21 protein-coding genes and 2 pseudogenes are annotated in these 25,923 nt (G+C 72.3%); 6 read left to right on the top strand and 17 right to left on the bottom strand.

The window, feature by feature from the left end; all coding sequences use genetic code 11:
• Positions 1-184: 184 nt before the first annotated feature.
• Positions 185-1,222: a rod shape-determining protein gene (locus ACLF6P_RS14010; protein ID WP_415950560.1), complete on the bottom strand. Its 1,038-nt coding sequence runs from the start codon at positions 1,220-1,222 to the stop codon at positions 185-187.
• A 242-nt stretch (positions 1,223-1,464) separates the two neighbouring features.
• Here ACLF6P_RS14010 and ACLF6P_RS14005 point away from each other — a divergent pair, with 242 nt between their 5' ends.
• Positions 1,465-2,748, top strand: a complete 1,284-nt coding sequence (locus ACLF6P_RS14005; protein WP_415950579.1) for an MFS transporter — start codon at positions 1,465-1,467, stop codon at positions 2,746-2,748.
• A gap of 93 nt (positions 2,749-2,841) precedes the next feature.
• Here the strand turns inward: ACLF6P_RS14005 and ACLF6P_RS14000 are convergent, their stop codons facing one another.
• A complete protein-coding gene (locus ACLF6P_RS14000; RefSeq protein ID WP_415950559.1) occupies positions 2,842-3,732 on the bottom strand; it encodes a hypothetical protein in 891 nt (296 codons plus the stop codon).
• Between the two features lie 93 nt (positions 3,733-3,825).
• Entirely contained in the window at positions 3,826-5,079 is a 1,254-nt protein-coding gene (locus ACLF6P_RS13995) for a PQQ-binding-like beta-propeller repeat protein (protein WP_415950578.1), read from the bottom strand.
• A gap of 584 nt (positions 5,080-5,663) precedes the next feature.
• On the opposite strand from ACLF6P_RS13995, the gene ACLF6P_RS13990 reads away from it, so the two are divergent.
• Entirely contained in the window at positions 5,664-6,440 is a 777-nt protein-coding gene (locus tag ACLF6P_RS13990; RefSeq protein ID WP_415950558.1) for an esterase/lipase family protein, read from the top strand.
• Positions 6,441-6,444: 4 nt separating this feature from the next.
• Here the strand turns inward: ACLF6P_RS13990 and ACLF6P_RS13985 are convergent, their stop codons facing one another.
• The 12 genes and pseudogenes from ACLF6P_RS13985 to ACLF6P_RS13930 all read right to left on the bottom strand — a co-directional run bounded on the left by ACLF6P_RS13985 (position 6,445) and on the right by ACLF6P_RS13930 (position 21,132).
• On the bottom strand, positions 6,445-7,299 hold the full coding sequence (locus tag ACLF6P_RS13985) for a DUF3626 domain-containing protein (protein ID WP_415950557.1): 855 nt from the start codon (positions 7,297-7,299) through the stop codon (positions 6,445-6,447).
• 199 nt (positions 7,300-7,498) lie between these two features.
• Positions 7,499-8,278 carry a hypothetical protein gene (locus ACLF6P_RS13980; protein WP_415950556.1) on the bottom strand — a complete coding sequence of 260 codons (780 nt, stop codon included), beginning with the start codon at positions 8,276-8,278 and terminating at the stop codon, positions 7,499-7,501.
• A 96-nt stretch (positions 8,279-8,374) separates the two neighbouring features.
• On the bottom strand, positions 8,375-8,569 hold the full coding sequence (locus ACLF6P_RS13975) for a hypothetical protein (protein ID WP_415950555.1): 195 nt from the start codon (positions 8,567-8,569) through the stop codon (positions 8,375-8,377).
• 412 nt (positions 8,570-8,981) lie between these two features.
• On the bottom strand, positions 8,982-9,791 hold the full coding sequence (locus tag ACLF6P_RS13970; protein WP_415950554.1) for an FkbM family methyltransferase: 810 nt from the start codon (positions 9,789-9,791) through the stop codon (positions 8,982-8,984).
• Between the two features lie 110 nt (positions 9,792-9,901).
• Positions 9,902-10,111, bottom strand: a pseudogene (locus ACLF6P_RS13965) (Trm112 family protein); the annotation flags it as partial.
• 243 nt (positions 10,112-10,354) lie between these two features.
• Positions 10,355-11,227 (bottom strand): annotated as a pseudogene (locus ACLF6P_RS13960) (hypothetical protein); the annotation flags it as partial.
• A gap of 14 nt (positions 11,228-11,241) precedes the next feature.
• On the bottom strand, positions 11,242-11,964 hold the full coding sequence (locus ACLF6P_RS13955) for a class I SAM-dependent methyltransferase (protein ID WP_415950577.1): 723 nt from the start codon (positions 11,962-11,964) through the stop codon (positions 11,242-11,244).
• A gap of 98 nt (positions 11,965-12,062) precedes the next feature.
• The gene (locus ACLF6P_RS13950; protein WP_415950553.1) at positions 12,063-13,409 is read right to left on the bottom strand and encodes a condensation protein; all 1,347 of its coding nucleotides are present in this window, start codon (positions 13,407-13,409) and stop codon (positions 12,063-12,065) included.
• Positions 13,406-17,851, bottom strand: coding sequence for an alpha-(1->3)-arabinofuranosyltransferase domain-containing protein (locus ACLF6P_RS13945; protein WP_415950576.1), 4,446 nt, complete (start codon positions 17,849-17,851; stop codon positions 13,406-13,408). The genes ACLF6P_RS13950 and ACLF6P_RS13945 overlap by 4 nt, the downstream gene beginning before the upstream one ends.
• Positions 17,848-18,627, bottom strand: coding sequence for a class I SAM-dependent methyltransferase (locus ACLF6P_RS13940; RefSeq protein ID WP_415950552.1), 780 nt, complete (start codon positions 18,625-18,627; stop codon positions 17,848-17,850). The genes ACLF6P_RS13945 and ACLF6P_RS13940 overlap by 4 nt, the downstream gene beginning before the upstream one ends.
• On the bottom strand, positions 18,624-19,799 hold the full coding sequence (locus ACLF6P_RS13935; RefSeq protein ID WP_415950551.1) for a glycosyltransferase family 4 protein: 1,176 nt from the start codon (positions 19,797-19,799) through the stop codon (positions 18,624-18,626). Before ACLF6P_RS13935 ends, ACLF6P_RS13940 begins: the two co-directional genes overlap by 4 nt.
• 295 nt (positions 19,800-20,094) lie before the next feature.
• A complete protein-coding gene (locus ACLF6P_RS13930; RefSeq protein WP_415950550.1) occupies positions 20,095-21,132 on the bottom strand; it encodes a cell envelope lipid trafficking protein PgfA in 1,038 nt (345 codons plus the stop codon).
• A 209-nt stretch (positions 21,133-21,341) separates the two neighbouring features.
• On the opposite strand from ACLF6P_RS13930, the gene ACLF6P_RS13925 reads away from it, so the two are divergent.
• Positions 21,342-21,491, top strand: coding sequence for a hypothetical protein (locus tag ACLF6P_RS13925; RefSeq protein ID WP_415950549.1), 150 nt, complete (start codon positions 21,342-21,344; stop codon positions 21,489-21,491).
• On the top strand, positions 21,491-22,864 hold the full coding sequence (locus ACLF6P_RS13920) for a helix-turn-helix domain-containing protein (RefSeq protein WP_415950548.1): 1,374 nt from the start codon (positions 21,491-21,493) through the stop codon (positions 22,862-22,864). Before ACLF6P_RS13925 ends, ACLF6P_RS13920 begins: the two co-directional genes overlap by 1 nt.
• Positions 22,865-23,004: 140 nt before the next feature.
• Here ACLF6P_RS13920 and ACLF6P_RS13915 read toward each other — a convergent pair whose 3' ends face one another.
• On the bottom strand, positions 23,005-23,634 hold the full coding sequence (locus ACLF6P_RS13915) for a Uma2 family endonuclease (RefSeq protein WP_415950547.1): 630 nt from the start codon (positions 23,632-23,634) through the stop codon (positions 23,005-23,007).
• A gap of 123 nt (positions 23,635-23,757) precedes the next feature.
• Positions 23,758-24,189 (bottom strand): MarR family winged helix-turn-helix transcriptional regulator, encoded by a 432-nt coding sequence (locus tag ACLF6P_RS13910; RefSeq protein WP_415950546.1) that lies wholly within the window; start codon positions 24,187-24,189, stop codon positions 23,758-23,760.
• A gap of 125 nt (positions 24,190-24,314) precedes the next feature.
• Between ACLF6P_RS13910 and ACLF6P_RS13905 the strand changes: the two genes are divergently transcribed.
• Both ACLF6P_RS13905 and ACLF6P_RS13900 read left to right on the top strand, forming a co-directional pair.
• Positions 24,315-25,334 carry an NADP-dependent oxidoreductase gene (locus ACLF6P_RS13905; RefSeq protein ID WP_415950545.1) on the top strand — a complete coding sequence of 340 codons (1,020 nt, stop codon included), beginning with the start codon at positions 24,315-24,317 and terminating at the stop codon, positions 25,332-25,334.
• A 73-nt stretch (positions 25,335-25,407) separates the two neighbouring features.
• Positions 25,408-25,833 carry an organic hydroperoxide resistance protein gene (locus ACLF6P_RS13900; RefSeq protein ID WP_415950544.1) on the top strand — a complete coding sequence of 142 codons (426 nt, stop codon included), beginning with the start codon at positions 25,408-25,410 and terminating at the stop codon, positions 25,831-25,833.
• Positions 25,834-25,923: the final 90 nt, after the last annotated feature.

The raw sequence follows: 25,923 nt of genomic DNA, 5'->3' as shown, positions 1-25,923 counted from the left end.
GTCCGGAATCCGCCCCTCCGGAGGCTGCCCTCCCGGACGTCGCCCACCGGGCAGTCGCCCGTCCGGAAAGCGACCGCGGCCCGGCCGCCCGTCCGGGAACCGCTTGCGGCCCGGCCGCCACCCGCCCGGGCGGGCCCGCGAAACCGTTCCGGCCGGCTTCGCGCCCGCCCGCGGTCGGGGCGGATCAGTCGGCGAGCGGGTTGAGCTGCATCGGCTCGATGCGGCCCTCCAGCATCGCGCCGAGGCCGAGGATCGAGCAGACATCGGGACGTTCGGCGATGTTCACCGGCATCCCGGTCGCATCGCGCAGCATCTGGTCCAGGCCCGGCAGCCGGGCGCTGCCGCCGACCATCATGATGCCGCGGTCCGCGAGGTCGGCCACGAGGTCCGGCGGGCAGTCGCGCAGCACCCGCCCGATGCCGTCGAGCACCGCGGTCAGCGGGGTGTGGATGGCGTCCCGTACGGCCGCGGTCCGCACCTGCACCGAGCGGGCGAGCCCCGTGGCCACGTCGCGGCCGTGGATCTCGGTGCACTCGGGGCCCTGCGCGGTGAGGCCGTTGCCGCTCAGGGCGAGCTGCAGGGGGCGTACGGACTGGCTCGGCAGCATCAGTTCGTGCTGCTGGCGCAGATGCTGGACCACCGCGTGGTCGATCGCGTCGCCGCCGACCGGGATCCGGTCGGCCGTCACGATCGCGCCCATGGAGAGCACCGCGACCTGGGTGGTGGCCGCCCCGCAGACGATGATCATGGTGGCCTCGGCGCGCTCCACCGGGAGCCCGCAGCCGACCGCCGCCGCGATCAGCGTGTCCACCAGCTCGACCCGGCGGGCGCCGAGCCCGATCATCGTCTCGGTGGCCGCGCGCTGGGCGAGCGGATCGGCATCGTGCGGGACGCAGGCGGCCGCCCGCAGGCGCGGCTTGCGGCGCAGGGTGCGGCGCAGCTTGTCGTCGAGGAGGTGCCCCAGCATCCGCCGGCACATCTCGATGTCGACGACCGTTCCGCCGGAGACCGGACGTACGACGCGGATGTACCCGGGCGTGCGGCCCGTCATCCGCTCGGCGAACTCGCCGACCGCGATCAGGGCTCCCGTACGGGTGTTGACGGCGCAGACGGAGGGCTCGTCGACGACGAGGCCCACGCCCTTCACGAACACCCGGGTCCGCGCGGCACCCAGGTCGACGGCGATATGGCAGCGACGGAGCTGCTCCAGGCTGACGGTCATTGCGGGTTCCTCCCGAGAGCACCGACCGTGGCGGGCCGCCGGACGACGGCCCTGTTCCGCATCCTGTGCGCGGCCGTGGGCGCCCGCCCGTTGAGGTGGGCCGGGCGGGGAGCGGCCGGACGGGTGGACCTCCGCGGTCTCGGAGGGGGCTGCGGTGTAGGGGGTGCTCGGGGCGGCGGGGGTTACCATCCCGTGTGACCAGTGCCCGATCCGACGGCGAGAGCCGTACCGCAGAAGACGACATACCGGACGATACGCCTGGAAGTGCGCCGACCGACACCCCTCGTCGCCGGATCCGCATCCTCGCCGACCTCACCCCGCTGCGCACATCCGCCGACTACCGCCGCCTGTGGATCGGCAACACCGTCTCCTGGACCGGCCAGGCGATGACGGCCCTCGCCATTTCGCTGCAGGTCTACGAGATCACCGGCTCCAGCTTCTCCGTCGGCCTCGTCGGCCTGTTCTCACTCGTCCCGCTGGTCGTCTTCGGGCTGTACGGCGGCGCGATCGCGGACACCGTGGACCGCCGCAAGCTGGGTCTGTACGCCTCCACCGGAATGTGTCTGCTCTCCTTCGCGCTCGCCGCCGCGGCGATCACGGAGCGGCACAGCGTCTGGTTCCTGTACGCGATCGTGGCGCTGCAGGCCCTGTGCCAGGCGATCATCTCGCCGGCGCGCACCTCGATGATCCCGCGCCTGCTGCCGCCCGAGCAACTGCCCGCCGCCAACGCGCTCGGCTCGATGACCACCACCTCCGGGATGATGGCGGGCCCGATGCTCGGCGGCCTCGTCGTCGGAGTCTGGGGGTTCCAGGCCGCGTACCTCATCGACGCGCTCGCCTTCACCGCCGCGCTCTACGCGATGTGGCGGCTGCCGTCGATGAAGCCGGACCGCTCGGAGGACTCCCGAAAAAGACGCGCTTCGGTCCTGGACGGCCTGCGCTTCCTCGCCACCCGCCCGAACCTGCGGATGACCTTCTTCTCCGACCTGTGCGCGATGGTCCTCGCGCATCCGCGGGCCGTGCTGCCCGCGGTCGCGGTCGTGTGGTTCCACGGCGATGCCACGACCACCGGGCTGCTCGTCGGCGCGCTCGCCGTCGGGGCGCTGCTCGGCGGTGTGTTCTCGGGCTGGCTCGGCAGGGTGCACCGGCACGGGCTCGCGATCGTGCTCGCGGTCGTCGGATGGGGAGGCTTCATCGCCGCGTTCGGACTGACCCGGCAGCTGTGGCTCGGCATGCTCTGCCTCGCACTCGCCGGCGCCTCCGACACCATCTCCATGGTCTTCCGCTCGACGATGCTGCAGGCCGCGACGCCCGACGAGATGCGCGGGCGGCTGCAGGGCGTGTTCATCGTGGTCGTCGCGGGCGGCCCGCGCCTGGGCGACTTCCTCGCCGGTTCCGTCGCCGACCTCACCTCGCCGACGGTGGCGATCACCGGGGGCGGGCTCGCGTGCATGGCCGCGGTGGGGCTGCTCGCGCTGAAGTGGCGGCGCTTCCTGCGCTACGACGCCAGGGCGCCCCAGCCGTAGCGGCGGCTCGGGGGGCCGGACCCCGGGCCGCAGGGGCTGGACCCCGGGCTGCCGATGCGCTGGACCCCGGGCCGCCGATGCGCCGGACCCCGCCTACTTCACCTGGCGGCGCTGCCCCGTGGTGAACGCGAGCGCGAGGACCGGGAAGGGCGCCGGGGCGCCGGGCTCAAGACGCAGCACCCACTCGGGCATACGGCAGACGGTACGGGCCCACACCACGCCGTGCAGGTCCCTGAACTCGTACGCGCCCCATTTCGCACCCTCGTGGAGCCCGACGGTGCCCACCGGCCTTCCGTCGAACGTGAGCAGCGAGTACGTGCCGCGCGGGCCCTGCTCGGCAGGGCGGATGAGATACCCGGCGCCGGACGGTTCCTGGACCAGCAGCTCCGGCAGAGCCTTCCCCGTGCGGCGCTTCTCGACCCGGCACACGGGCTGTCCCGCACCGTCGCGGACATCCCAGTACGCCGCCCGCACTCCTTTCGCGACCGGCGCGGGGGGCCGCGGCAACGCAACCACGGAGGCCGTACGCCGCCCGTCGGCGGTGCTTGCGCCCCTGCCGGTGACGGTCAGCAGATCCCCGGGCTGCGCGGGCTGCGCCAGCAGCGGGCGCACGCGCCTGCGCGCCCGCTGCTGGTGCACCGTCATGCCGCCGAAGCCCACCAGCATGAACAGCGACAGCACGACGGGCAGCGCCGCGGCCCTGACCCCGGGGTGGTACGGGCCCAACGGGCCGACGCGGACCTCGACGGAGCGTCCCGCGTCGTCCCGCCCGAGCCCGTAGATCGCGCCGGACCCCCGCTCGCCGCCCTCGGTGCGCCAGGTGCCCGAGCACTTCAACGGGCTGCGGCTGCCTCCCCGGTGGCACTCGGCGACCTGCGCGGTGGCCCGCTCACCCGCCACGAAGGTGTAAGACAGCAGCGCGGGCCACAACAGGCACGCGACCGCCGCCAGCGGTATGGCGATGCGGAACAGCCGGAACCCCATGGTGCAACTCTCCTTGCCGGACGCCCGCTGGGGGACCCCCGCTCTCCTTGCCGGACGCCCGCTCCGGGACCCCCGCTCCCTTGCCGGACGCGCTCAGAGCGGCAGCGCGTGCAGTTTCTTGCCGTGCAGGGCGAAGACGCGCTCGCCGTCGGTGGCCACGAGCCACTTGTGGTAGTCGCCGCTGCCGTCGTTGAACGTCCAGCGGAGCTTGCCGCTCGCCGCGTCGACGGCGTGCACGCCGCCGTTCTCGTCGAGCTCGGTCGCCGCGTAGAGCGTGCCGCCCGCCCCGGCGTACTGCCAGGGGGTCTTGCCGTCGGCCTCGGCGATGTCCTCGCTCTGCCAGATCTTCTCGCCGCTCGCCGGGCGGACCGCCCACAGCGTGCGGGAGCTGTCGGCGACGTAGAGCACGCCGTCCACCACGCCCGGCTGCCGGAACGAACCGAAGCGGCCGGCCTCCAGCTTCCACTTCTTCGCACCGTCGGACAGCGCGAACGCCTGGAGCTCGCGTCCCTGCGCCAGGATCACCAGGCCCTCGTGGACGGCGAAGCCCTTGAAGTTGGTCTTGTCGGTCTTCTGCGTCCAGACCTGCTTGCCGGTGGCGGTGTCGCGGACCGTGAGGTTCTTCTTGAAGTCGGTGTAGACGAGCCGGTTGCCGTGCACGGCGGCGGTGATCCCCGTCTCCTCGGTGCCGAAGTCGCGCTGCTCCTGCCAGACGGCACGGCCCGAGCCGGTGTCGAGGGCGGCGATGACGTTCCGCTCGGAACTGAAGTCCTTCTCCAGGATCCCGGCGATCACGTACACGTGCTTCTCGTCGACCGCGATGACCCTTGGCTGCCGGAAGCCCTTGCCCGCGCGGCTGCGCCACTTCTCCTGGCCGGTGGCCGGGTCGTAACCGATCACGCTGTTGTCGTACTCGGCGCTCGGCAGGTACAGCCGCCCGCCCGCGACCAGCAGCTTGCTGGTGGGTACGGTGCCGTCCGGGAGCGACCACTTCTCCTTGCCGGAGGCGCCGTCACGGGCGGACATCGGCTTCCCGGCGGTGAGCACCAGCCCCGAGACGGCGATCAGACCGCCGTCGCCTGTGCCGGGGTGCACGGCGGCGGTCTCGGTCCACAAGGGCTTCGGCACCCCGCCGTCCCCCGAAGCGCCCGCGTCGGGGTTGCCGTCCCCCTTCCCGTCCCCCTTCCCGGAGGGCTTCGGCGTGCCGCTTCCCGTGCCGTCCGCCACGTCCTCCTCGCAGCCGACCGCTCCCGCGCCGAGCAGCGACAGCCCGACGCCGCCCCCGGCCAGACGGAGCAGCTGCCTGCGGGACGCGCCGCCGCGGGCCCGGCCGCCGTTGTTCGTGATCACGCGAAATACCCCCGAAGTCGTGGTGCGAGTCGTGGTGCAAGAACTCTGCGAACCGGAACGCTAGCCGCCCCCGCGGGCCACGCGGCACCCGGGGACGCGACTGTCACCGGGCCGTGAAGCGACCGAGACACGACGACGCGAAGGCGCCGCCTCCCCGGGGACTGGGGAAGCGGCGCCGCGTGACTCCTGGGGGCGGGCCCCGGGTCCGATCGTCGGATCGGTCAGATCAGCCAGCCGAGGAAGTGGGCGAGACCGGCGACGATGTTGGTGATCACGTTCATGATGCTGCGTTCTCCTTGCGAATGTACTGAGTTGGGACAGCGCGGTCACGGTCTGCAGCCCGTTGCTTGCGCACCGTCAGCATCGTTGGTCACATCGGGCGAACGCAAACGTATGCGTGGTGATCACCTGTTCGTGGGAGCAACTGTTCCCTTGTTCGGGTGGGTCGGACGCTGTGGCCGTCCGGGCTCGGAGCCCGCGCGCAGAACTCTCACGCACATGTCTGGCCATTCCGTCCCGTCGGCCCCACCATGCTCGGGACCGCTACCCATGCGTAACAACCCACCGCCAAGGGGGACTTCGTGCTGCGCTCGCGTACCCGCAAACTCTCCGCCCTGTTCATGGCCGCGGCGGCCCTGCTCGGCCTCACCGGCGCCGCCACCGGTGTCGCCCAGGCCAAGCCCCAGCCCCAGGCCAAGCCCCAGACCCAGTCCAAGCCCCAGACCCAGTCCAAGCCCCAGACCCAGACTGCGCCTCAGGCCGCAGAAACCCCCAACCCTGTCATCTTCGTCCACGGCTACAACGCCGACCCCGGCGTATGGGGCTCCCTGCGCGCCGACTTCAGAGCCTCCGGCTACACCGATGCCGAACTCTTCTCCTGGGGCTACGACACGGACCGGTCCGTCAACGAAACCCTCTCCGGCCGCTTCGCCGCCTACGTGGCGGAGGTCCGTGCGCAGACGGGTGCCGACCGGGTCGACATCGTCGCCCACTCCTTCGGCAGCCTCGTCACCCGCTGGTACATCAAGCACGGCGGCGGCGCCGGCACGGTCGACGACTGGGTCTCGCTCGCCGGCCCCAACCACGGCACCACCACCGCCTGGCTCTGCGCCCTCTGGTCCCAGGCCTGCCGCGACATGACCCCGGGCTCGTACGTCCAGGACCGCCTCGCGGAGGGCGACGAAACCCCGGGCACGGTCTCGTACGCGACCTTCTGGTCGAACTGCGACGAGGTCATCAACCCCGACGACAGCGTCCCCCTGACCGGCGCGACGAACATCGCCTCGGGCTGCCTGGAGCACAACGACTTCCTCTTCGACGCCACGGTCTCCCAGGGGGTACGGGACTTCGTGCGCTGAGATTTCAGGCGAGTGGCGCCCCGAAGCGGGCCAGCAGGTGCCACACCCGCTTGAGTGCCTGCTGGTCGTACGCACCCGACCGGGACGCCGCTCCGATGACCGCCGGGTCGAGGTAACCGTCCGTTGCGAGCGCCAGCCCGAGGTCGACGAACTCCTGACCCCGGTAGTCCCCGTGCCGCGCCAGTTCGCCCGCGTCGATCCGGAAACCGCCGTGGAACTCCACGCCGCACCCTAGCCCGCGCGCCGCGTTCTCGACGTCTGTGTCCCGGAAGCAGGGGTCGAGTACCAGCGCCTCCACATCGGCGGTGAGGCGCACGGGGCCGTGCACGTGGCTCTCGACGTAGTCGTCCAGGGTGTCCCGATCGTCGTCGAGCGCAAGGGCGACAAGACGTTCGCAGGCGGAGGCGAGAGCGAAATCGGAGGGTTCGAGGAAGCTGTCGGGATAACAGTGCGTGGTGCGGGCGAGCGTCGAGGGCAGCAGACGCAGATGCGCGGAGCCGAAGCGGGGTGCCGCCCCGGTGGCCCTCGCCCGGAAGTTGAGTCCGCCGTACACGGGCCGCTCGGCGCCTGGCGCGTCGTTGTAGGCACCTCCGAAGATCCGGCTCTCCCAGCGCCACCGGTCCCCGCCCTCGTGCGCGGTGAGCCCGCCGTTGCTCGTCCCGGTCACGAACTGCGAGAGGTAGAGGCCGTGGGCCGCCATGGAGTCGAGGATCGGTGTGCCGTCGCCGGTAAGCCGGTCGGGGTGGAAGTTCAGGGTGATGCGCGGCGCCGGATCGACCGTCCCGCCGTGCGCATGCCCCGCCACATGACTGAGCGCCCGCCGAGCCCGCTCGCCCACGATCCCCGTCTCCGTGCCCACCCGCACCCCGCCCTCCAGGCCCGGTCATCCTGCCGGGAGTATCCCGCGACCCGCCATCAGGAGGAGAACGCCTTCTCGGCGGCCCCTCTCGTCAGGCACTTTGCATCGGATCCTGCGGTTGGGTTCGTCGGGGGTTCACCCGTCCGATGCGCTACTGACGTTGTCCGCCATGGCCTGCGTGCATGTCTGCCGGGCGTGCCTAATTCCTGGGCAGGGAGCGCGAGCTGCGGAGCAGGGCCGCTGTCGCGAGCAGGATCACCGCCGCTCCGCCGAGCCACACCTTCGCCATGAGCCAGAGGCTCGCGTCCGGGTTGAGGAACTGCACGCAGGCGGCCACGGTGAGGTCGACGAGGAGCGCGGGCGCCAGCCACGCCGTGGCCACCAGCGTGCGTGGCTGGCGCGGGACGCAGCTGTGCGGCCGCAGCAGCCACCACAGGCCGGCGAGGGTCAGCGGCGCGCCCACGAGCAACTCCGCGCTCCCGCCCGCGGCGTACCTGGGCAGGGCGCCCGTGGGGTCCGCCTCGGTGGCCCAGTTCCTTTCGCCGTCGTGCACGGCCACCACCTCACCGCGCCAGACGGTGGCCTCCACCTCGTCTCCCTCATCGAGGCCGCGCAGCCAGCGCTCGGCGTCCGAGTCCAGTTCCACGCGCCCGCTCGCGGGGCCGGGCCCGGAGATGCCGAGCCGGTACACGGACTGCTTGCCGCCACGGATCTCCTTGTCCACGACCTTGAACCGCGCGGGCTGCAGACAGTCCTGCCACACCGCCTGGTCCGGCGCCGCGCACGGCACGGCCGAGGTGAAGGCACGCTCCTCGGCCACCATGCGCGGCAGCAGGCCGAACAGCGTCAGCGCCCCGATGACGAGGACGGCCAGACCGATCGGCAGGACCACGAGCCCTCGGCGCCGCAGCCGCCGGGCCTGCTCGCGTGCCGACCCCTCGGACCTGCTCCGCGCGTTGCTCTTCGCATTCCCGGACATGCCATCCCCCGCCTTCCTGCGGCCACGGTCGGCCGCATCCCCGTCGGCGGAGGATAGAGCATGCGTACGAGTCACCGTCACCGGAGCGCGGCACCCCTACAGCGCGGTCGACAGCGCCACGTCCCGCCACGCGTCGAGTTCGCGCCGTACCAGGTCCGACTTCGCCTCGACGCGGTCGACGGCGTCCGCGCCGAGCTGCAGACGCAGCGGGGGTTCGGCGGCCTCGGTGAGGCCGACGATGGCCCGGGCGGCCTTCGCCGGATCGCCGCTGCACGCGACGCTGGACGTCATCCGGTACAAGGTGCGGATCTACGAGGAGCACCTCGACCGCGGCGAGGCGGACGGCCTCTGGAACCCCTCGGCGGAACGCGACACTCCACCCTCCATCGGCAACGTCAACAAGACTTGAGCATCGCCCGCAAAGTCATGCCCGGCCCGCCCCGCCGCTCGCGTACGCCCCAGGCGATGGCCAGGGCCTCGACCGGGTGGAGGCCGTGGCCGTGTTCCGCGAGGGGTGCACGGGGGCTCGGGTGCGGGTGGGCCGGGGCGGTGTCCGAGACCTCGACTGTCAGGCGGCCGCGCCGTCCAGCGCGAGGCGCAGCTCGAAGTGGCGCCCCGGGACACGGCCGTGCCCGACGGCGTTCGCGGTGGGCCCCGCGGTGACGAGAGCGGCGGTGTGGGAGGCGTCGGCCAGGGCTGTCGGTCAGGGCTCGGCGATGCGGCGCGGGGAGGCTGTGGTGATGCGGACCGGGCTGGGGTGGCGGCCCGTGGGCAGGAACAGGACCGAGTTGACGTAGCGGGGGCCCGCGAAGGGCAGCGTGCGGCGCAGGAGGCCCGCGGAGGTGACATGGGCGGTGGCGGCCTGGTGTGTCTCCAGGTCGAAGTCGTCCAGGGGCAGCCAGACGCGCTCGGGCAGTACCCAACCGCGGTAGCCGTGGTCGGTGAGGAGGTCCAGGATCGGGGCCGTGGGCTGGATGCGGGCCTCGACTTCGAGGAGGAGCGCGGGCTGGTCGCGCTCCAGGGTCTTCGCCGCGCCGCGCAGCGCGGCGAGTTCGCTGCCGTCCACGTCGATCTTGATGAAGTCGACCTCGCGCAGGCCGAGTTCGTCGACGGTGAGGCACCGCACGTCCACGCCGTGCGTGTGCAGGTCGCGGGGGACGAGCGAGGACAGGCCGCGGGCGCCCGTGTCGCCCGCGGGGAACCAGAGGCGCCGCGTGCCGGGCCGGTCGCTCGCCGCGGCCTGTACGACGCGGACGTTGGCCGGGGTGATCCGCTCCAGCGTGCGCGCCAGATGCGGCACGGGCTCGATGGCGACCACCTCACGCGAGCGCGCCGCGAGCCGCCGCGACCACGGCCCGTACCAGCCGCCGATGTCCACGGCCGTACGGCAGCGGCGGGGCAGGTAGCCGTCGAGGCGGGCCAGTTCCGGCTCGACGCGCGGGTAGAGGAGCTGGGCCAGGCGGCCCACCAGCGGATCGGGGAGCAGTGGGCCGATGCGTGCGGCAAGGGTCATGAGGGTTCCTTCCCGGGTATGTCCCGCGGTGTCTCGGCCGACGCCTCGGCCGACGCCTCTGACGATGCCCCTTCCGATGCCCCTGCCGACGTTTCGTCCGGGGCGTCGGCAGGGGAGCCGATGCGCTTGAGCAGCCGCTCGTGCTCGTCGTCCGGGACCTGTTCGCCGGAGGACGGCAGGAGCTGGGGGATGCCGTCGAGGATCGGGTAGCGCAGCCGCAGCCGCGGGTTGTAGAGGACGTCCTCGGCGGCGAGCAGGTGCAGCGGGCCCTTGTCGAGCGGGCACGCGAGGATGTCGAGGAGCGGGTCCTCGGGGGTCAGCGCGTTCTCTGGTGTCATGGGGAGAGGTCAGCTCCTCGGGTCGGAAGGGTTTCTGAGCGGTGTACGCGTGGCCGTACGTGCCGCAGGCCCGCCCGGGGGCGGGATCCTGCGCGGGAGGTGGGCCGCGATCGTGCGGCCGGACGGGGCGAGCGGGGTCGGCGGGCGGCGGGTGAGGGGCAGGGTGTCGGCCTCACCGGGTCCAGCGGCCCCATCAGATCCAGCGGCCCCACCCGCCCCACCACCCGCCCCGTCATGCCGCGGCAGCGCGAGCAGCACCACCACCGCGAGGCCCGTCCCCGCGAGCCGCAGGGCGAGCCGTACCGGATCGGTCGGCAGGGGTTCGCCGTAGGCGAGCGTGCCGAGGACCGCCGTGTACAGGGAGGTCACCGTCGTGCACACCGGCACGATCAGCGAGGCACGCGAACGCTGCAGCGCCGCCGCCGACATCAGCAGTCCGAACACGCCTGTGCAGCACAGGAGATACGGATACGGGGAGATCAGCAGGTCGAGGAACCGGTCGAGGAACCCTCCCGCGTCCTCGGCGAGCAGATGGCTCGACACGCCCTTGATGGCCAGCGAACTCACCCCGTACAGCAGCCCGATGGCGATCCCGTACTCGACTCCGCTGGTGGGCAGCCGGTGCCGGTTGCGGGCGCGGCCCTCGACCGCCGCGTACAGCCAGAGCCCGGCCGCGAGGGACGGGACGCAGACCGCGACGACCGTGAACACCGGGGCGTGCGTGCCGACCTGGTCCGCGCCCTCCTTGAGGGAGAGCACCACCATGAGGAGCGCGCCCAGGATCGCCGCGATCGCCCAGCGTTCGCGACCGCTGGTCCGCTCGCCGAGCAGCCGCGCCGAGAGGATCACGAGCAGCACCAGACCGGAGACGAAGATGCCCTGGGCCGCCGCGATGGGCAGCGTCCGGTAGACGAGGAGCTGCGCCCCGAACCCGGCGGCGAGCGCCACCGCACCGCCCACCCACAGCGGGTTGCCCAGGACGTGCGCGAGGAGGCGGAACGGCTGCTGGACGGAGAGGGACGGCATCGACGTCAGGGCGCGTTTCTCCAGGACGAAGCCCACGCTGTAGAGCGTGTTCGCGAGCAGAGCCGCAGCCACCCCCCACCACATCGCTAGCTCCCGGGGCCGGGTTTGCGGGCGTGGACGAGGAGGATCGAGGCGGCACCGGGGCGCAGGGATGCCGCCCGGTCGAGTGCCCGCAGCGGGCGCGGTACGCCGTGGAAGGGGGCGCCCGCCATGCGTACGACCTCGAAACCCGATGCCGTCAGGAACTCCCGCAGCGCACGGGCCGTGTACAGGCGCAGATGGCCGACGACCTCCTTGCCGGGGCGGCCGTGGATGCCGCGCAGACTGACCTCCGAGAACACCGGCTGGACGCCCGCGAGGAGCAGCGCGCGGTTGTACCAGGCGGCGAGGTTCGGGGTGGAGAGCATCAGATGGCCGCCGGGGCGCAGCACGCGGCGCAGTTCGTCGAGGGCCGCGTCCGGGTCGACGAGATGCTCGATGACCTCGCTGAAAAGGACCGCGTCTGCGCAGTTGTCCGCCAAGGGCAGCCCGCCATCGGTCAGTTCACCCCGTACGACATCTGACATCAGCGAACGCGCCCGGCGCAGGGCGTCCTGCGACCAGTCGACGCCGATCACCCGGTGGCCGGCCAGGACCGGCGCGGCGGTGCGGGCGGCCGAACCGTCGCCGCAGCCGATGTCGAGCACGGTCGAGGGCCCGGCGGCGGAGTCCGCCGGGCCGAGCGCGGCGGCGAGCATCCGCGCCTGACGCAGGCTGCGGGCATCGCCCGAGGCGACCGGGACGGCCGGATTCTCGTAGAAGTCCCGCAGGCCCGGGGGCTCGGGTGCCGCGGAGGTGGTGGAGGAGGCCGCGGTCGTCGTGGCGCTCGTGGTGTCGGTGGAGGCAGCCGGGGATGTTCCGGTGGAGGTCACGACGCATCACGCTTTCGCTCGCCGGCCGCGGGCCGCCCTCCCGGCTCCGTCGCCCGCAGACAGTGCTCGAACAGATCCCGCAGACGCTCCCCGTCCCCCGCGCCGAGCAGCGTCTTCGACCAGCGCAGCGCCACATGCAGCCGCCCCGCCGTGGACGCGGTGGTGACCGTCAGGCCGCGCGGGACGCGCGCGGGCGCCGAGAACCACACCGCGTGCGCCCGGCCCGCGTCGCCGAAGTCCAGGGCGTACGGGATGCGGCCGATGTTGCTGAGCAGGGTCGTCGAGGTCCACGGCCGGACCGCCTTGCGCAGCCCGCGGGTGAGAGCCGCCCGCCATGCCACGGGGACGACGGGCGCGGTCAGGAGCGCGGCGCCGTGGCCGAGTTGGGGCCGGGCGAGGGACTTCAGGGCGCGGGTGCGCTCCGAGGTGAGCCGCAGCAGCTCGTCCAGGCGGGAGGCGTCCAGCTCCTGGGCCGCGAAGGGGACTTCCACGAGCCGTGTCCCGTTCCCGATCGGCATCTCCGCGCCGCGCGGACGGTCGTCCACCGGCATGGTGATCCGCATGGGGCGCGGTGCCTTGCCGTGCTCGCGGTTCCACTGCGCGATCATCAGCGCCGTCGCCACCATCAGCTGGTCGTTGACGGTGTACGGGGCGCCCTCGGCGCGGCGCGGCACCGCAAGCTCGGTGACGAGCAGGCCGTTGCCGGGCGAGGGCTCGGGGCGGCCCGCGGCCACATGCGCGGGCGGCGACCAGCTGCTCGGCATGTCCACGGTGGGTGCCGCGGCGCTCTCCGTACGGACCGGGGGCGCCGCGGGCGTGTTGTCGCGGCCGCCGTACAGCTCGGCCGCCGTGGCCAGGACGCGCAGACAGGCCGGACCGTCGAGCGCGGTGTGGTTGACCGTCAGGAACAGCACGCTGCCGCCCGCCACCGCTGGATCCGCGACGAGTTCGAGGCGGACCGGTGGCGAGGCGGTCAGTGGAGGCGCGTCGGTCAGGGCCCGTACACGGGCGCGTACCAGCGCGTCGGGACCGGGCGGCGGGAAGCTCACCACCGGTACGTCGGGCGATTCGGTCAGCTCCCACTCGTAGCGCCGCCGGTACCAGCGCCCCGCCGCCTGCCGCATCAGGATCCGTGGATGCAGCCGCAGCGCCTCGCCGAAGGCCGCGCGCAGCCGCTCGGGGTCCGGGTGCCCGGGCAGGTGCACCTCGATGTGTACGGTCTCGGGCTCCTCCTCCTGCAGACAGTGCCGCGCGACCTCGTCGACCACCGGGAACGGCACCCGGCGCGGGACGGGAACGGGTCCGTCGGCGGAGCGCGAGGGAGGCTGCTGCACTGCGGTCATCGCTCCTCCGGGGGGTTGTACGGCTCCGGGGCCGCGGGCTTCGCGGTCCCCGGCTCCGGCGTGGCGGGCTTCGCCGTCCCCGGCCCGCGCGCCGAGAACGTGGGACTCGCCGCATACGGGGCTGGAGCGACCGGGGGCGCACCAGGGGCGGGGCCGAACGCGGGCGCACCCGGGTCAGGGCCGGCCGTGGGCGCACCCGGGTCCCCAGGCGCGGCCGGTGCGGCTCCCCGGCGCCGTAGGCCACCACCCGAGCCGATGCTCACGAGCGCCGCGAACAGCGCCGTCAGCGCGAGGAGTTGAGCCGCGGGCGAGAACGCGCCCTCGTCCGCCACCGCCGCCTGCCCGGCCCCGATGCTCGCCGCGATCCCGGCCCCCGCCATCGCGAGGAACGCGAGCGGTACGAGCAGGGCGTGCCGCCACCACGCGAGCAGTGCGAGCGCCGGTACGAGCAGCGCGAACGGGCCCGCGATCACCGCGCCCACCAGCGTGAGCACCACGACGCCGAGCACGGGACCGGCGTCCGGCGGGCCGGGGGGCGAGGTCTCCTGCGAACCGGCCTCACGGCGCCAGACCACCAGCCCGAGCAGCAGGAGCAGCATTCCGACACCGGCGGCGATGATCCCGATCTCGTAGGTCGCCGCGGGCTCGAACTCGAGGGTGATGGTGCCGCTCTTCCCCTCCGGCACCAGGAAGCCCTGCTGCCAGCCGTCGAGCCGTACGGGGGAGAGCTCCTCGCCGTCGAGGCTTGCCGTCCAGCCGTCGTTGAAGTTCTCGTACATCGTCAGATACGAGGCCTTGCCCGGCCCGACCGTCACCGAACGCCGGTCGCCCGCCCAGTCGTCGATGCTCAGCTCGCCCTGGCCGGAGTCCGGGGCGGACGGTGTGCCGCGGGTGAGCGCGATGTCGGTGATGGCGAGCGGACCCTCGTCACCGGCCTGCACCCGGTGCGTCCCCGTACTGAGATCCACGGCGGCAGCCGGAGCATCCTCCGAGCCCGCCGCGTCCTCCGCGCCCGGAGCATCCTCCGAGCCCGCCGCGCCCTCCGCGCCCGCCGTACCCCCACCGCCGCACAGCTCGACCTCGATCGGCCGCCGCTGGACCAGATCCCGTACCGTGCCCGCGGCGCGCGTCTGCTGCCGCACCCCGTCGACCGTGAGCTCCGGCCCCTCACCGCACGCCAGCTCGAAGCGCTCGTCGGCGTCGGGCTGCTCGGTGCGGTAGGCGTCGAGCGCCGGGATGTAGATCTCGGTCAGTCCGACGGGCAGCTGCAGCTTCGCGTCGGCGAGCGGGTTGTGGACGGTCACCGGCGCCGTCTCGGTGACGGTGATGTCGATGCGGTCGGTCTCGATGGTGTCGAAGCGGGCCCAGCCGTTCTCGTCGATGCTGACGGTCCGCGCGCCGTCCGGGGAGCTGATCTCCGCCTTGACCGGCCGGGTGGACAGGCCGCCGGCGGCCGCGAAGACGATCCGGTCGATCTCCTGCTTCCCGGGCCACTTCAGGTGCAGCACCGTGGAGTCCCCGGCGATCCACGCCGTGGTGAGATCGCCGTCGGTGAGGTTGCGCGGCGAGAGCCCGCGGCCGAGCGCCGCCGTCGAGTCGGCGCTCGCGATGATCTGCCGGGTCTGTTCGGGCGCTACCTTGTACAGCAGCTCGTCGTAGGCCTCGCCGGGCACGGCGAGCGCGCTCGCCCGCAGCGTGTACGCCCCGCCTTCGGTGACCTCGAACTGCCGGTTGAGGCCCGCCTCCGCGGACACCGGCGCGAGGCCGCCCGGGTCGGCCGAGCGGTGCAGCGCGTACGTGGTGGCGTCGGCCTCGACGTCCGCGGCGTCCGCGGGAAGCTGCAGCATCCGCGTGACCTCGACGCCGGGGATGCTCACCTCCGAGAAACCCGCACCGGCCAGTCCGGGACGTGCCCGCTCCACCGAGAGCACCGTGATCCGCAGCCACTTCGCCGCCCCCTCGGGCGCGGCGACTTTTTGTGTGCTGCCGTCCGGCCGCAGCGCGCTGATCTCCTCGCCGCGGTCGGTCTCGACCAGGACCCGGGTCGGGGCGGCCCGGACGCCGTGCTGCGCGAGCGGGGTCACCTCGATCGTGTCCGGGACGGTCTGCCCGCCGTCGAAGTCGATCCGTAGCCATTCGCCTTCCGGCACTCCCGCGCTGCCCTCGGCCCAGGCGGTCGAGGGGTCGCCGTCGAAGGCGTTCACCGGGTCGTACTGCGGCAGGTGGAAGAACCAGTTGCCGCTGGAGGAGGCGGTGACCTCCCGCGCGCCGCGCAGCACGGCCGTCGTCTGGTGCTCGATGCCCTCCTCGGGCAGGATCTGCCGCGGGTCCTGCCCGGGTTCCTGCAGGCTTCCGCTGTGGTTGCGCTCGTCTTTCGTGTACGTGTACGAGGTGTTGTTGTTGACGAGGCCGAAGCGGGTGTCCGCACGGCGCAGCCCGTCGCCGACGGCCTTGAGGCCCGGGGTGGCGAAGCCGGGGTGGTGGTCGCCGGCCAGGACGGCGGGCCGGTCCCGCATCGTCGGATCGGCCGACAGCGCAAGCAGAGCCTCCGGGCCGCCGCTGACCACCGTGGTGTCGGCGACCGGCTTGAGCCCGGCCTGCCCGGGCCGCTCGGTGCCGCCCGTCGGCTGGTAGATCTCCACGGCGCGGCTGCGCGGATACAGGCCCTCCACCTGCACGGGCGTGTCGTCCGCGATCCGCCCGCCGGTGGTCTGCGGCCCGTATCCGGTGACCCGCTCGTAGCCGGACTCCTCCAGGGTCCGTTTGACCGTCGCGGTGGGTACGTAGCCGATCTGGTCGGGGTCGAGATCGTTGCGTACGACCACGAAGTGCAGGCCGGAACGGCTCAGGAAGTCCCGTAGACCCCGCACCGCGCCACCGGTCATCAGGGCCTGCTCGACCGCGTCCATCGCGCGCCGGTTGCCGGGCTGGCCGAAGGGCACGAAGTCCCGTTGGGCGACCCGGGTCTCGGCGAGCACGTCGAGGGGCTGGTCGATGGGGGAGCCCCAGGTGTAGATGCCGTGCGCGGTGGCGGGCACGACCAGGGCGCGCGAGTCCGGGGAGTACTTCTTCAGCCAGTCGGCGGTCGCCTGCCAGTACTCGGGCAGCTGACGGAACGAACCCGGCTGCAGCACATGGCCGTTGAGATACGGAAGGGCCAGCCCCGGAAGCACGAGGACCGCCGCGAACGCGGGCGCGAGCCGCCTGCCGCGTACGGGACGGGCGCCCCGCGCCACCGAGGCGACCGCGACGAGATGCATCAGACCGAAGGCCAGCGCGAGCGCGAGACCCGTCTGGAACTTGTAGACGTTGCGGAAGGGCACGAGCCAGCCGTCCAGCCAGCCCTGGAACGTCTCCGAGAACGGAGCACCGAACGCGCCCCCGTACCCGGCCATCGTGACCAGGACGACCGAGACGACGGTCAGCAGCAGCCAGCGCCGCTCCGGCAGATCACGCCGCGCGAGACCCGCGAGCCCGAGCCCCGCGGCGAGCGCCGAGCCGACGATCACGAGCACCGAGCCGGACACGTCGGCGCCGGCCGGGAGCCAGGGTTCGCCGAAGTTCAGATACGCCACCCAGTTGCCGCCGCCGCGCAGCACCTCGGTGGCGGACATCGTGGCGGTGGTGGCCTCGGAGGTCTCCACGTACGGCAGGAAGTTCTCGCCGTGGATGCCGAGCAGCAGCAGCGGGATGATCCACCAGGCGGTGGCGAGGACGACGCCCGGCGTCCACCACAGGATCATGGCGCGCTTGCGCGGTCCGGGCGGGCGCGACAGGAGGTACAGGCCCACGGGCAGCAGCGAGGCGAGCACGGAGGCCGCGTTGACGCCGCCCATGAACGGGATGACCGCCGCCGAGCGCAGCGCCGCGAGCCGCGCACTGGAGCGGTCGTTGGTGAGCGGCAGCAGCACCCAGGGCAGTACGGCGCCGGGAAGCGCCGCCGCGGAGGTGGAGCCGACGACGATCGTGTACGTGGGCCACAGGGCGTAGACCATGGCGCCGAGCAGCCGCGACCTGCCGCTGCCGATGTCCAGGCGCTCGGCCAGACGCAGCGCGCCCCAGAACGCGGTGGCGACGATCAGCGAGAGCCAGAGCCGCTCGGTCAGCCAGACCGGTATCCGCAGCAGATGGCCGAGACCGTAGAACGGCAGCTGCGGGAAGACATAGCCGATGTACTGGTCGGCGATCCCGCCGAAGCCCGAGCGGTCATGCCACAGACCGCCGAGATCGCTGAGGAACTTCCCCGGATCGACGTTCACGCCCAGCTTCGTCTCGAACGTCATCCGGCCCGGCGCCGCCGCGACGAACAGGGCGAACACCACGGCCCAGAACCCGAGCAGCACGCGCCGCGAGCGCGGCCCGTCGGGCCCTCCCGCGGCCGGTGGCGCGCTGGGCGCCGGCGCCTGGGGCGGGAGCTGCGGGGACTGGACCGTGCTCGTCATGGACACCGCCGGAGAATGAGGAGGAGATTCCAGGTGGCCAACTCGCGCAGACCGGGCACCCTGGTGACGGCGTGGGCGAGGAACGGCCAGTAGCGGGAGCGGGCCGAGACGATCTCGACGTCCCTGCGGGCCCGTACCCGGCGCAGCGTCGTACCGATGTGGATGGCGTGCAGGTTCTCGCCGAGCGTGTGCTTCGCGGGCCGCCCGGTGCGCCGCTCGTAGCGCCGCCGGGCACGTTCGGCGCCGAAGTAGTGCCAGGGCGCCCATTCGTGGCCGCCCCAGGGGGAGTACCAGTTGGTGAACGAGACGTAGAGCAGCCCACCCGGCTTGGTGACCCGGACCATCTCGCTGAGGAAGGTGTCCGGATCGGCCACGTGCTCCAGGACGTTGGAGGAGAAGGCCACGTCCGCGACCGCGTCCGTGAGCGGCAGCAGATAGCCGTCCGCGAGCACCGTCCCGGTGGGCGGGCTGCTGCCCAGCTCGGCGGCATCGGGCTCGAAGAGATGGCTGCGCGCGCCGCGCCTGCGGAACTCCTCGGTGAAGTAGCCGCCACCGCCGCCGATGTCGAGCACCGTACGGCCCTCGATCCGGCCGTAGGCCTCCACCTGGTCGGCGGCATCGCGGGCGAGCAGCCGGTAGCAGTGCGCGGCGGCTTCGGGGCCCTGCTGCTCGCGCAGGAATGCGCGGAAGAGGGCAAGGGACCGCCGTAGGGAAGGATCTTTGGGGCTCTCGGGGCTCTTGGGTCTCCTGGCCTTCCGCGTACCCGTGGAACTCACCGCACCGCCCGCCCCACGGCGACGGCTTCGGCGGCGACGGCCTGGAACCGGCGCACCGTCTGCGACCAGCGGTAGCGCGCCGCGCGGCCGGCGGCCGCCTTGCCGTAGGCCCGGCGGCGCTCCGCGGACAGCGCGAGCGTGCACCAGGCCGCGGCGAAGGAGGACTCGCCGCGCGCGAGGATCCCGGTCACCCCGTCCTCGACGGAGTCCCTCAGCCCGGGGATGTCGAAACCGATTGTCGGAGTGCCTCGGGTGGCCGCCTCCGTGACCACCAGACCCCAGCCCTCGACCGCGGAGGGGTGCAGGAGCAGCCAGGATGCGCACAGCAGCCGGTGTTTCTCGGCCTCGGAGACCCGGCCCGCGAACTCGACGCCGGGACCCGCGAGTTGTTCGAGCCGCCCGCGCTCCGGGCCGTCGCCGACGATCACGAGCCGGCCGCCGGTCACGGGACGGACCCGCTCCCACAGCCTGAGCAGCAGATCGATCCGCTTGTACTCGACGAGCCGGCCCATCGCGAGGAACAGCGGCTCCTCGCTGCGTGGTTCGAGCGGACCCGGCTCCTCCACACCGTTGTGCACGACCCGGATGCGCTCGCGCGGCACCCCGATCTCCTGCAGTGCGCTCGCCGTCGAAGGGGAGACGGCGACCATGAGATTGCCGCGCTGGGCGCCGGAGAGCGCCCAGTGTTCGAGTCTTCGGCCGAGCTCGGCGGCCGGGCGCGGGAAGCGCATCGCCCACTGGTCGGTGTGGACGTGGTTGACCAGGCACAGCGTGGGACCGCGGTGCCACAGCGGGGAGAGGTACGGCATGCCGTTGCACACCTCGACCAGGAGGTCGCAGTTGCCGACCTGCCGGGCGAAGGCCGAGCGGGCCCGCAGATGGTGGGCGAGATCGCCGCCCGCGGAGACCACGCGGTAGTCGCGGTAGGCCGCGGGGCCCCCGCACAGGAGGGTGACCTGGTGGCCGGAGCGCGTCAGGCCCTCGGCGAGCTGGTCGACGAGGAGTTCGCTGCCGCCCGCGGCCGGGTTGCCGAGGTCGCGGCGGGCGAGGAAGACGATACGGCGTGGGTCCCTGGGGGCCGGGGCGGCCGCCGCCGCACCGCCGCCGAGGACGGCGCGCAGGGCGTCCTGCGGTGAGGTGCTGTGCAGGGAGGGGGGTACGTGCTGGGGCATTCGAGCTCCAACTCGTCTCGGGGTGCGGAACGGCTGTGGGGAGCGGGGAGGTGCCGGGAGGTGTGGGGAGGTGTGGGGAGGGTTGGGGGACTGTTTGCGACCGGAACCATGTGGGGGAGTTCCGGCCGCGGACCGGCTGTGCGCATTCGGTGGTGCGCTCAGGTGGGGAGACAGTTTTCGCCCCTGTGTTCGCTGTCGCTACTCACCGGGGTGACAATTTCCGGCCCGATTGAGTCCGACGGCTCATCACTTCATGAGGAAGCGCGGCATCGCGGCCGGACACCCCGGGGACCGGTCAGACCGGTGCCGATACGGGCGCGGGCGCCGGTGCCTGCGGGTCCGGGCCCGCGGGCGGGCCGGCGTCCGGCCGCTCGCGGCCGCGGACGACCAGGAAGGTGCCGGCCGCGAGCAGTACGAGGCCGAGCACCCCGGAACCGACCGGCAGGGTCCCGCTGACCAGCTTCAGCCGGTCGTTGTCGGCCCGGGCCAGCTCGATCTGCTCGGCGCGGGTCCTGTCGGTGAACACGAGCTTCTTGCTGTCGAGCAGCACCACCGCTTCCTTGCTGGAACCGGGCGCCCGCAGCGTCTTCTTCGGCCCGATCCGCGCGTCGAGGATCCGGCCCGTGCGCTCGTCGACGACCAGCTCGATGCCCTGGTTCTCGTACCACTCCTCGGCGAGCACCTGGTCCGCCTCCGAGCCGACGAGCGAGCCCGGCACCTGCCGCGTTCCGGTCCGCGTCTCGTCGACCTTCCCGGTGAAGAGCATGCCCTCGTGGCTCAGATCGACCGTGCCGTCGCGGTCCTTGTCCACCTCGATGGTTTTGCGCTCCTCGTACTCCAGCACCACCGTCGCCCCCAGCGTGCCGTCCCACCAGGTGTACGAGCGTTCCTGCACGTCGAAGGGGAACTTCAGGTAGGCCTCGCCCTCGAAATAGGGCTCCTCCTGGCAGCAGTGCACCGGCCGGTTCGTTCGCCGGTCGGTGACCCAGCGCTCCTGGGTCCACTGCAGTGCGTCGTGCGGCGAGGAGGCAGGCAGCGACTTGTCCGGGTCGATCGAGGTGACCACGTCCCAGGCGGCCAGCTTCTCGCTGCTGTCGGCCACATCGCCGCGTACCTGACGGGTGACCGTGAGATTGCCGTCCACGGGCCCCACCGGCACCTTCTCGGTGTCGAAGTACGAACCCGTTCCGGTGAGCACGGTCGTCGAGTCGATGTCGATCGGATTGACCTTGGCGCGCGGGGTGACAAACCACGCGAGCATCGGGGCCAGGACGAGCAGGAACACGCCCAGACCGAGGATGACCAGCGATAACGGGGAAGCAGTACGGCGCATCCGGGTACTCCGATGAGTCGGGGGGAGGGGAATCGAAGACCTGCGAGGCTCGTACAAGGCTCGTATGAGGCTCGTATGGGCCGGGAACCGTAGGCGGACTCTTGACGCACTGTCAATGTGCAACAGACACTGGCCACTTGCCGGGTGGGGCCGGCGAGGGACCGGTTGGGCGCTCTCATCGACCGAACAGTTGAGAGGCGGACCACCTCATGCACCGACTGCTCGCAGCCGCACTGACCGCGGCCGCGGCCGCGGCACTCGCCGTGGGCGCCGCGTTCGGCATCGTGGCACTCCTGAACGCCACACCCGAGCAGCCCAACACTCCACTGATCAGTTACGAGACGCCCCAGGACCGCTGATGTCGGCGGGCAACGGGGCGGGCACGGGTACAGGCGCAGGCGCAGGCGCAGGCGCAGGTTCGGGTACGGGTGCAGGCGCGGGGAGCGGGGGAATCGGCCCGGGAGACGGGGCGGGCTCCGGGAGCTCGGCCTGGCGTCAGGTACCGCGTCTGAAGGTCAAGGTCTTCGCCGAGCGCGCCCTCGAAGAGGTGCCGCAGCTCGCCGCCGACATCCTGCGCGAGATCCGCCGCGAATACCCGCAGCTGCAGCTCGTCCTCGATGAATCGGGCGAGCCGATGGCCCTCATCGGTATCCGGCGCGCCCTCGAAGGCTTCGTGCGCCGACTCGCCACCAGCGAGGACCGGCCGCGCTACCACCTGGAGATCTTCCAGGAGTTCGGCCGCGGCGAAGGCCTGCACGGCCGCACCCTCGACTCCCTGCAGGCCGTCTACCGCCTGGGCGTCCGCCTCGCCTGGCGCCGGCTCACCCAGATCGGCCAGGAGGTCGAGATCCCCCCGCCCGCCATGTACGAGCTCGCCGAGGCGGGCTTCGAGTATCTGGACGGCCTCGTGGACTTATCGGTACGCGGCTACGCCGAGGCAGCGGCCCGCGAGGCCGGCGAACGCCTGCGCCTGCAGCGCAAACTGATGGAACTGCTGCTCGCCGAACACACCGAACACGCCGAACACCGCGGCGACCCCCTGGCACCGGCACCGGGCCCCCGGCTCCGTACGGGCAGATCGGACCCCGTCGCCGACCGCGCCGCCCGCGTCGGCTGGGCGCTGCCCGGGACCGTCGCCGTGGGTGTGCTGCTGCGCCCGGCCCGGGAGGCCATGGCCCCGCCCGTCGGCCAGGGCGTGCTGCTCGACATGGAGAGCGAACAGCCCCGCATGATCGTCCCCGACCCGGACGCCGCCGGCCGCGCCGAGCATCTGCGGCGCGCGATGACCGGCTGGTCGGGCGCGATCGGACCGCCCGTACCGCTGCAGGACGCCGCCAAGTCCCTGCGCTGGGCGGAGGCCGCGGTCTCCCTGATGGAGAGCGGGCTGCTCCCCGCGGGCGACGTGCTCTTCTGCACGGAACACACCGAGGCGCTCGTCCTCCTCCAGCCCGCCGAACTCCTCGACGACCTGGCCCGCCGATGCCTCGCCCCGCTCGCCCACTGCGGCCCCTCGCACGCCCGCCGCCTGGCCGAGACCCTGCTCGCCTGGCTGGAGACCCGCGGCGGCGCACCGGAGGTCGCGGCCCGCCTCGGCGTCCACCCGCAGACGGTGCGCTACCGGCTGCGCCAGATACGGGAGCTGTGGGGCGACGAGGTCGACGATCCGGACCGCCGCTTCGAACTGGAGCTGGTGCTGCGGGCCCAGAGGTTACGGGGAGGGCTCGGTGGGTGAGCGGTCCGGTGGTTGAGCGGGTCCGGTGGTTTGGCGGGTCCGGTGGTTTGGCGGGTCCGGTGGTTTGGCGGGTCCGGTGGTTGAGCGGGCCCGGAGGCCCGGCGATGCCCCGGGCGCGTCCGGGGCCCGGGAGACGGCGCTCAGTCTTCGAGCAGACCGGCCAGGTCGATCTCCACCGGGAACGGGACATCGGTGATCAGACGGTCGGTGTGGACCGGGGTGCCGGGGCGCGGCACGAACACGCCGCTGGCCTCGTCGCGCCAGAACTCGTGCACCTCGGGCACATCCTTCTCGCCCCGCTCGACGCGCCAGTAGGCGGCGACCTCGGCCTCGGCGTAGAGCCCCGGCTTGCGGAAGCGGTCCTCGCTGCGGGATCCCGGGGAGACGACCTCGACGGCGAGGACGACGCTGCTCATCGGGGTGCAGTCGAGAGTTTTCACATTGAGACCGGTTTTGTCGTAGACGATCACATCCGGGTTCGGTGCGTCACTGGGGCCGATTTGGGTCCAGCGTTCGACACTGGCCTTGTACGGCGGACGTTCCGCAAGGCGCAGCGAGACGTACAGCTCGTTCCTGACCTGGTCGTGCCACCACGACGTCACTCCACGTACCACGATGTTCCCGTCCACGAGTTCCCAGTCGAAGGGGAGGTCCAGCTCCTTGACCTGGTCCCAGGTCCAGCCCTCCTCGGGCGGATACATCCAGGTCTCGGAGGTGGCCCGCATCGCCTGTTCTTCGGTGTGTGCCTCTGCGGCCGTGACTGCTCCCATGGAGGAGATCGTGAGTGGTGGCGTTCACATCTGTTCCCCTCATGACGGTAGCCTCACTCGCCCGAGTGAGGATGTGACGTTCCTGCATCGGGTGTCGGCAGGGCCGCGGGAGCCGTACGCCGGTCAGCCCAGCATCCGCGCCAGCAGATCCCGCAGCACCACCCGCTCCTCGTGCGAGAGCTCCGCCAGCGGTTCGCGGGCGAACGACAGTCCGTCCCGCAGCTTCCGCGCCGTGGCACGGCCCTCGGCGGTGACCGCCGCGAGCTTCACGCGCCGGTCCTGGGGGTCCGGGCGGCGCTCGACGAGCCCCCGTGCCTCGAGGCGGTCGACGATGCCCGTCACATTGGACGGCTCGCACTTCAGACGCACCGCGATCTGCCGCATCGGCAGCGCTTCGAGCGAGAGCAGGGCGAGGACCCGCGCCTGCGCGCCGGTCAGCGCGTGGGCGGAGGCCTCACGCTCGTACTCCTCGTGGTAGCGCGCCACCACGGTGCCGATCAGCTCGACGACCTCGATGGTCAGGGGGTCGATTCGGGGGCTTGGGGTCGTGGCCATGGACACCAGCGTACCCAGTTACTTGACAACATGAAATATTCAGTCGCATGGTTGTTTCATCAAGTGAAGTAATTCGCCCCGTCGGCGGACGCACACCGTCGGCGGATCGTTGAAGGGCAGGCCTCATGTCCGCACTCCCCACCACCTCCCGCGCCTGGCACCTCGTGGCCCGCCCGCACGGCTGGCCGAAGCCCGAGGACTTCGCGCTGCGTGAGATCCCGCTCACAGCGCCTGCCGAGGGCCGCATCCTGGTGAAGAACCTGCACTTCTCGGTGGACCCGTACATGCGCGGCCGGATGAACGACGTGAAGTCGTACACCCCGCCGTTCCAGCTCGACGAGCCGATGGACGGCGGCGCCGTGGGCGTCGTCATCGCCTCCAACGCGGAGGGGTTCGACGAGGGCGACCACGTCCTGCACGGCCTCGGCTGGCGTGACTACGCGGACGTACCGGCCCAGCACGCCAAGAAGGTCGACCCGGACGTGGCCCCCCTCTCCACGTACCTCGGCGTCCTCGGCATGCCCGGCCTCACCGCGTACTCCGGCCTGCTCGACGTCGCCTCCTTCAAGGAGGGTGACGCGGTCTTCGTCTCGGGTGCCGCGGGCGCCGTCGGCAGCCAGGTCGGCCAGATCGCCCGGCTCAAGGGCGCCTCGCGCGTCATCGGCTCGGCGGGCTCGGACGAGAAGGTGAAGCTGCTCGTCGAGGAGTACGGTTTCGACGCGGCCTTCAACTACAAGAACGGCCCGGTCGCCGAGCAGCTCAAGGAGGCTGCCCCCGACGGCATCGACGTCTACTTCGACAACGTCGGCGGCGAGCACCTCGAAGCGGCCATCGGCCGCCTCAACGTCCACGGCCGGATCACCGTCTGCGGCATGATCGCCCAGTACAACGCCACCGAGCCGCCGGCCGCCCCGCGCAACCTCGCGATGGTGATCGGCAAGCGCCTGCGCATGCAGGGCATGCTCGTCATGGACCACCAGGACCTCATGCCCGAGTTCATCCGGGAGACCGCGGGCTGGATCGCCTCGGGCGAGCTCAAGTACCGCGAGACCTTCGTCGAGGGCATCGAGAACGGCGTGGAGGCGTTCCTGGGCGTCCTGCGCGGCGACAACACCGGAAAGATGATCGTCAGCCCGGTCAAGTAATCTCAGGACCAGTAGTCCGTCAGGGTCGTGGGCGCGAGCCCGACGGGCACACAACAGGAGGAAACGCTCTTTCATGGCTATACAGCAGTCGGACGTCAAGTACACCGCCGTCGCCACCGCCGAGGGTGGCCGTGACGGCCGCGTCGCCGCCACCGACGGCCAGCTCGACGTCGTGGTCAACCCGCCCAAGGAGCTGGGCGGCAGCGGTGACGGCACCAACCCCGAGCAGCTCTTCGCCGCCGGTTACGCGGCCTGCTTCCAGGGCGCCCTCGGTGTCGTCGCGCGGACCGAGAAGGTCGACATCACGGGCTCGCTCGTGACCGCCGAGGTCGGCATCGGCCAGAACGACGAGGGCTTCGGCCTCATCGTCGCCATCAAGGCGACCATCCCGACCGTGGACGCCGCCAAGGCTCAGGAGCTCCTGGACAAGGCCCACCAGGTCTGCCCGTACTCCAAGGCCACCCGCGGCAACATCGACGTCACGGTCGCGGCCGCCTGACCAGCCCGGGCACCGCACCGCTTCGTACGGCGAAGGCCGCTCCCGTGTACCGGGGGCGGCCTTCGCCGTGCCCGGTGTCAGTGGCGCGTG

This window comes from Streptomyces lothianensis (genome assembly GCF_047779955.1).
GTDB lineage: Bacteria > Actinomycetota > Actinomycetes > Streptomycetales > Streptomycetaceae > Streptomyces.
This window is presented reverse-complemented; position numbering and strand designations above follow the sequence as displayed.

What these genes read in the sequence shown, in the direction of transcription:
- ACLF6P_RS14010 (WP_415950560.1), bottom strand. Translation starts at nt 1,222, where the DNA reads ATGACCGTCAGCCTGGAGCAGCTCCGTCGCTGCCATATCGCCGTCGAC.
- ACLF6P_RS14000 (WP_415950559.1), bottom strand. Translation starts at nt 3,732, where the DNA reads ATGGGGTTCCGGCTGTTCCGCATCGCCATACCGCTGGCGGCGGTCGCG.
- ACLF6P_RS13980 (WP_415950556.1), bottom strand. Translation starts at nt 8,278, where the DNA reads ATGTCCGGGAATGCGAAGAGCAACGCGCGGAGCAGGTCCGAGGGGTCG.
- ACLF6P_RS13975 (WP_415950555.1), bottom strand. Translation starts at nt 8,569, where the DNA reads ATGACGTCCAGCGTCGCGTGCAGCGGCGATCCGGCGAAGGCCGCCCGG.
- ACLF6P_RS13970 (WP_415950554.1), bottom strand. Translation starts at nt 9,791, where the DNA reads ATGACCCTTGCCGCACGCATCGGCCCACTGCTCCCCGATCCGCTGGTG.
- ACLF6P_RS13950 (WP_415950553.1), bottom strand. Translation starts at nt 13,409, where the DNA reads ATGACCGCAGTGCAGCAGCCTCCCTCGCGCTCCGCCGACGGACCCGTT.
- ACLF6P_RS13945 (WP_415950576.1), bottom strand. Translation starts at nt 17,851, where the DNA reads ATGACGAGCACGGTCCAGTCCCCGCAGCTCCCGCCCCAGGCGCCGGCG.
- ACLF6P_RS13935 (WP_415950551.1), bottom strand. Translation starts at nt 19,799, where the DNA reads ATGCCCCAGCACGTACCCCCCTCCCTGCACAGCACCTCACCGCAGGAC.
- ACLF6P_RS13930 (WP_415950550.1), bottom strand. Translation starts at nt 21,132, where the DNA reads ATGCGCCGTACTGCTTCCCCGTTATCGCTGGTCATCCTCGGTCTGGGC.
- ACLF6P_RS13925 (WP_415950549.1), top strand. Translation starts at nt 21,342, where the DNA reads ATGCACCGACTGCTCGCAGCCGCACTGACCGCGGCCGCGGCCGCGGCA.
- ACLF6P_RS13920 (WP_415950548.1), top strand. Translation starts at nt 21,491, where the DNA reads ATGTCGGCGGGCAACGGGGCGGGCACGGGTACAGGCGCAGGCGCAGGC.
- ACLF6P_RS13915 (WP_415950547.1), bottom strand. Translation starts at nt 23,634, where the DNA reads ATGGGAGCAGTCACGGCCGCAGAGGCACACACCGAAGAACAGGCGATG.
- ACLF6P_RS13910 (WP_415950546.1), bottom strand. Translation starts at nt 24,189, where the DNA reads ATGGCCACGACCCCAAGCCCCCGAATCGACCCCCTGACCATCGAGGTC.
- ACLF6P_RS13905 (WP_415950545.1), top strand. Translation starts at nt 24,315, where the DNA reads ATGTCCGCACTCCCCACCACCTCCCGCGCCTGGCACCTCGTGGCCCGC.
- ACLF6P_RS13900 (WP_415950544.1), top strand. Translation starts at nt 25,408, where the DNA reads ATGGCTATACAGCAGTCGGACGTCAAGTACACCGCCGTCGCCACCGCC.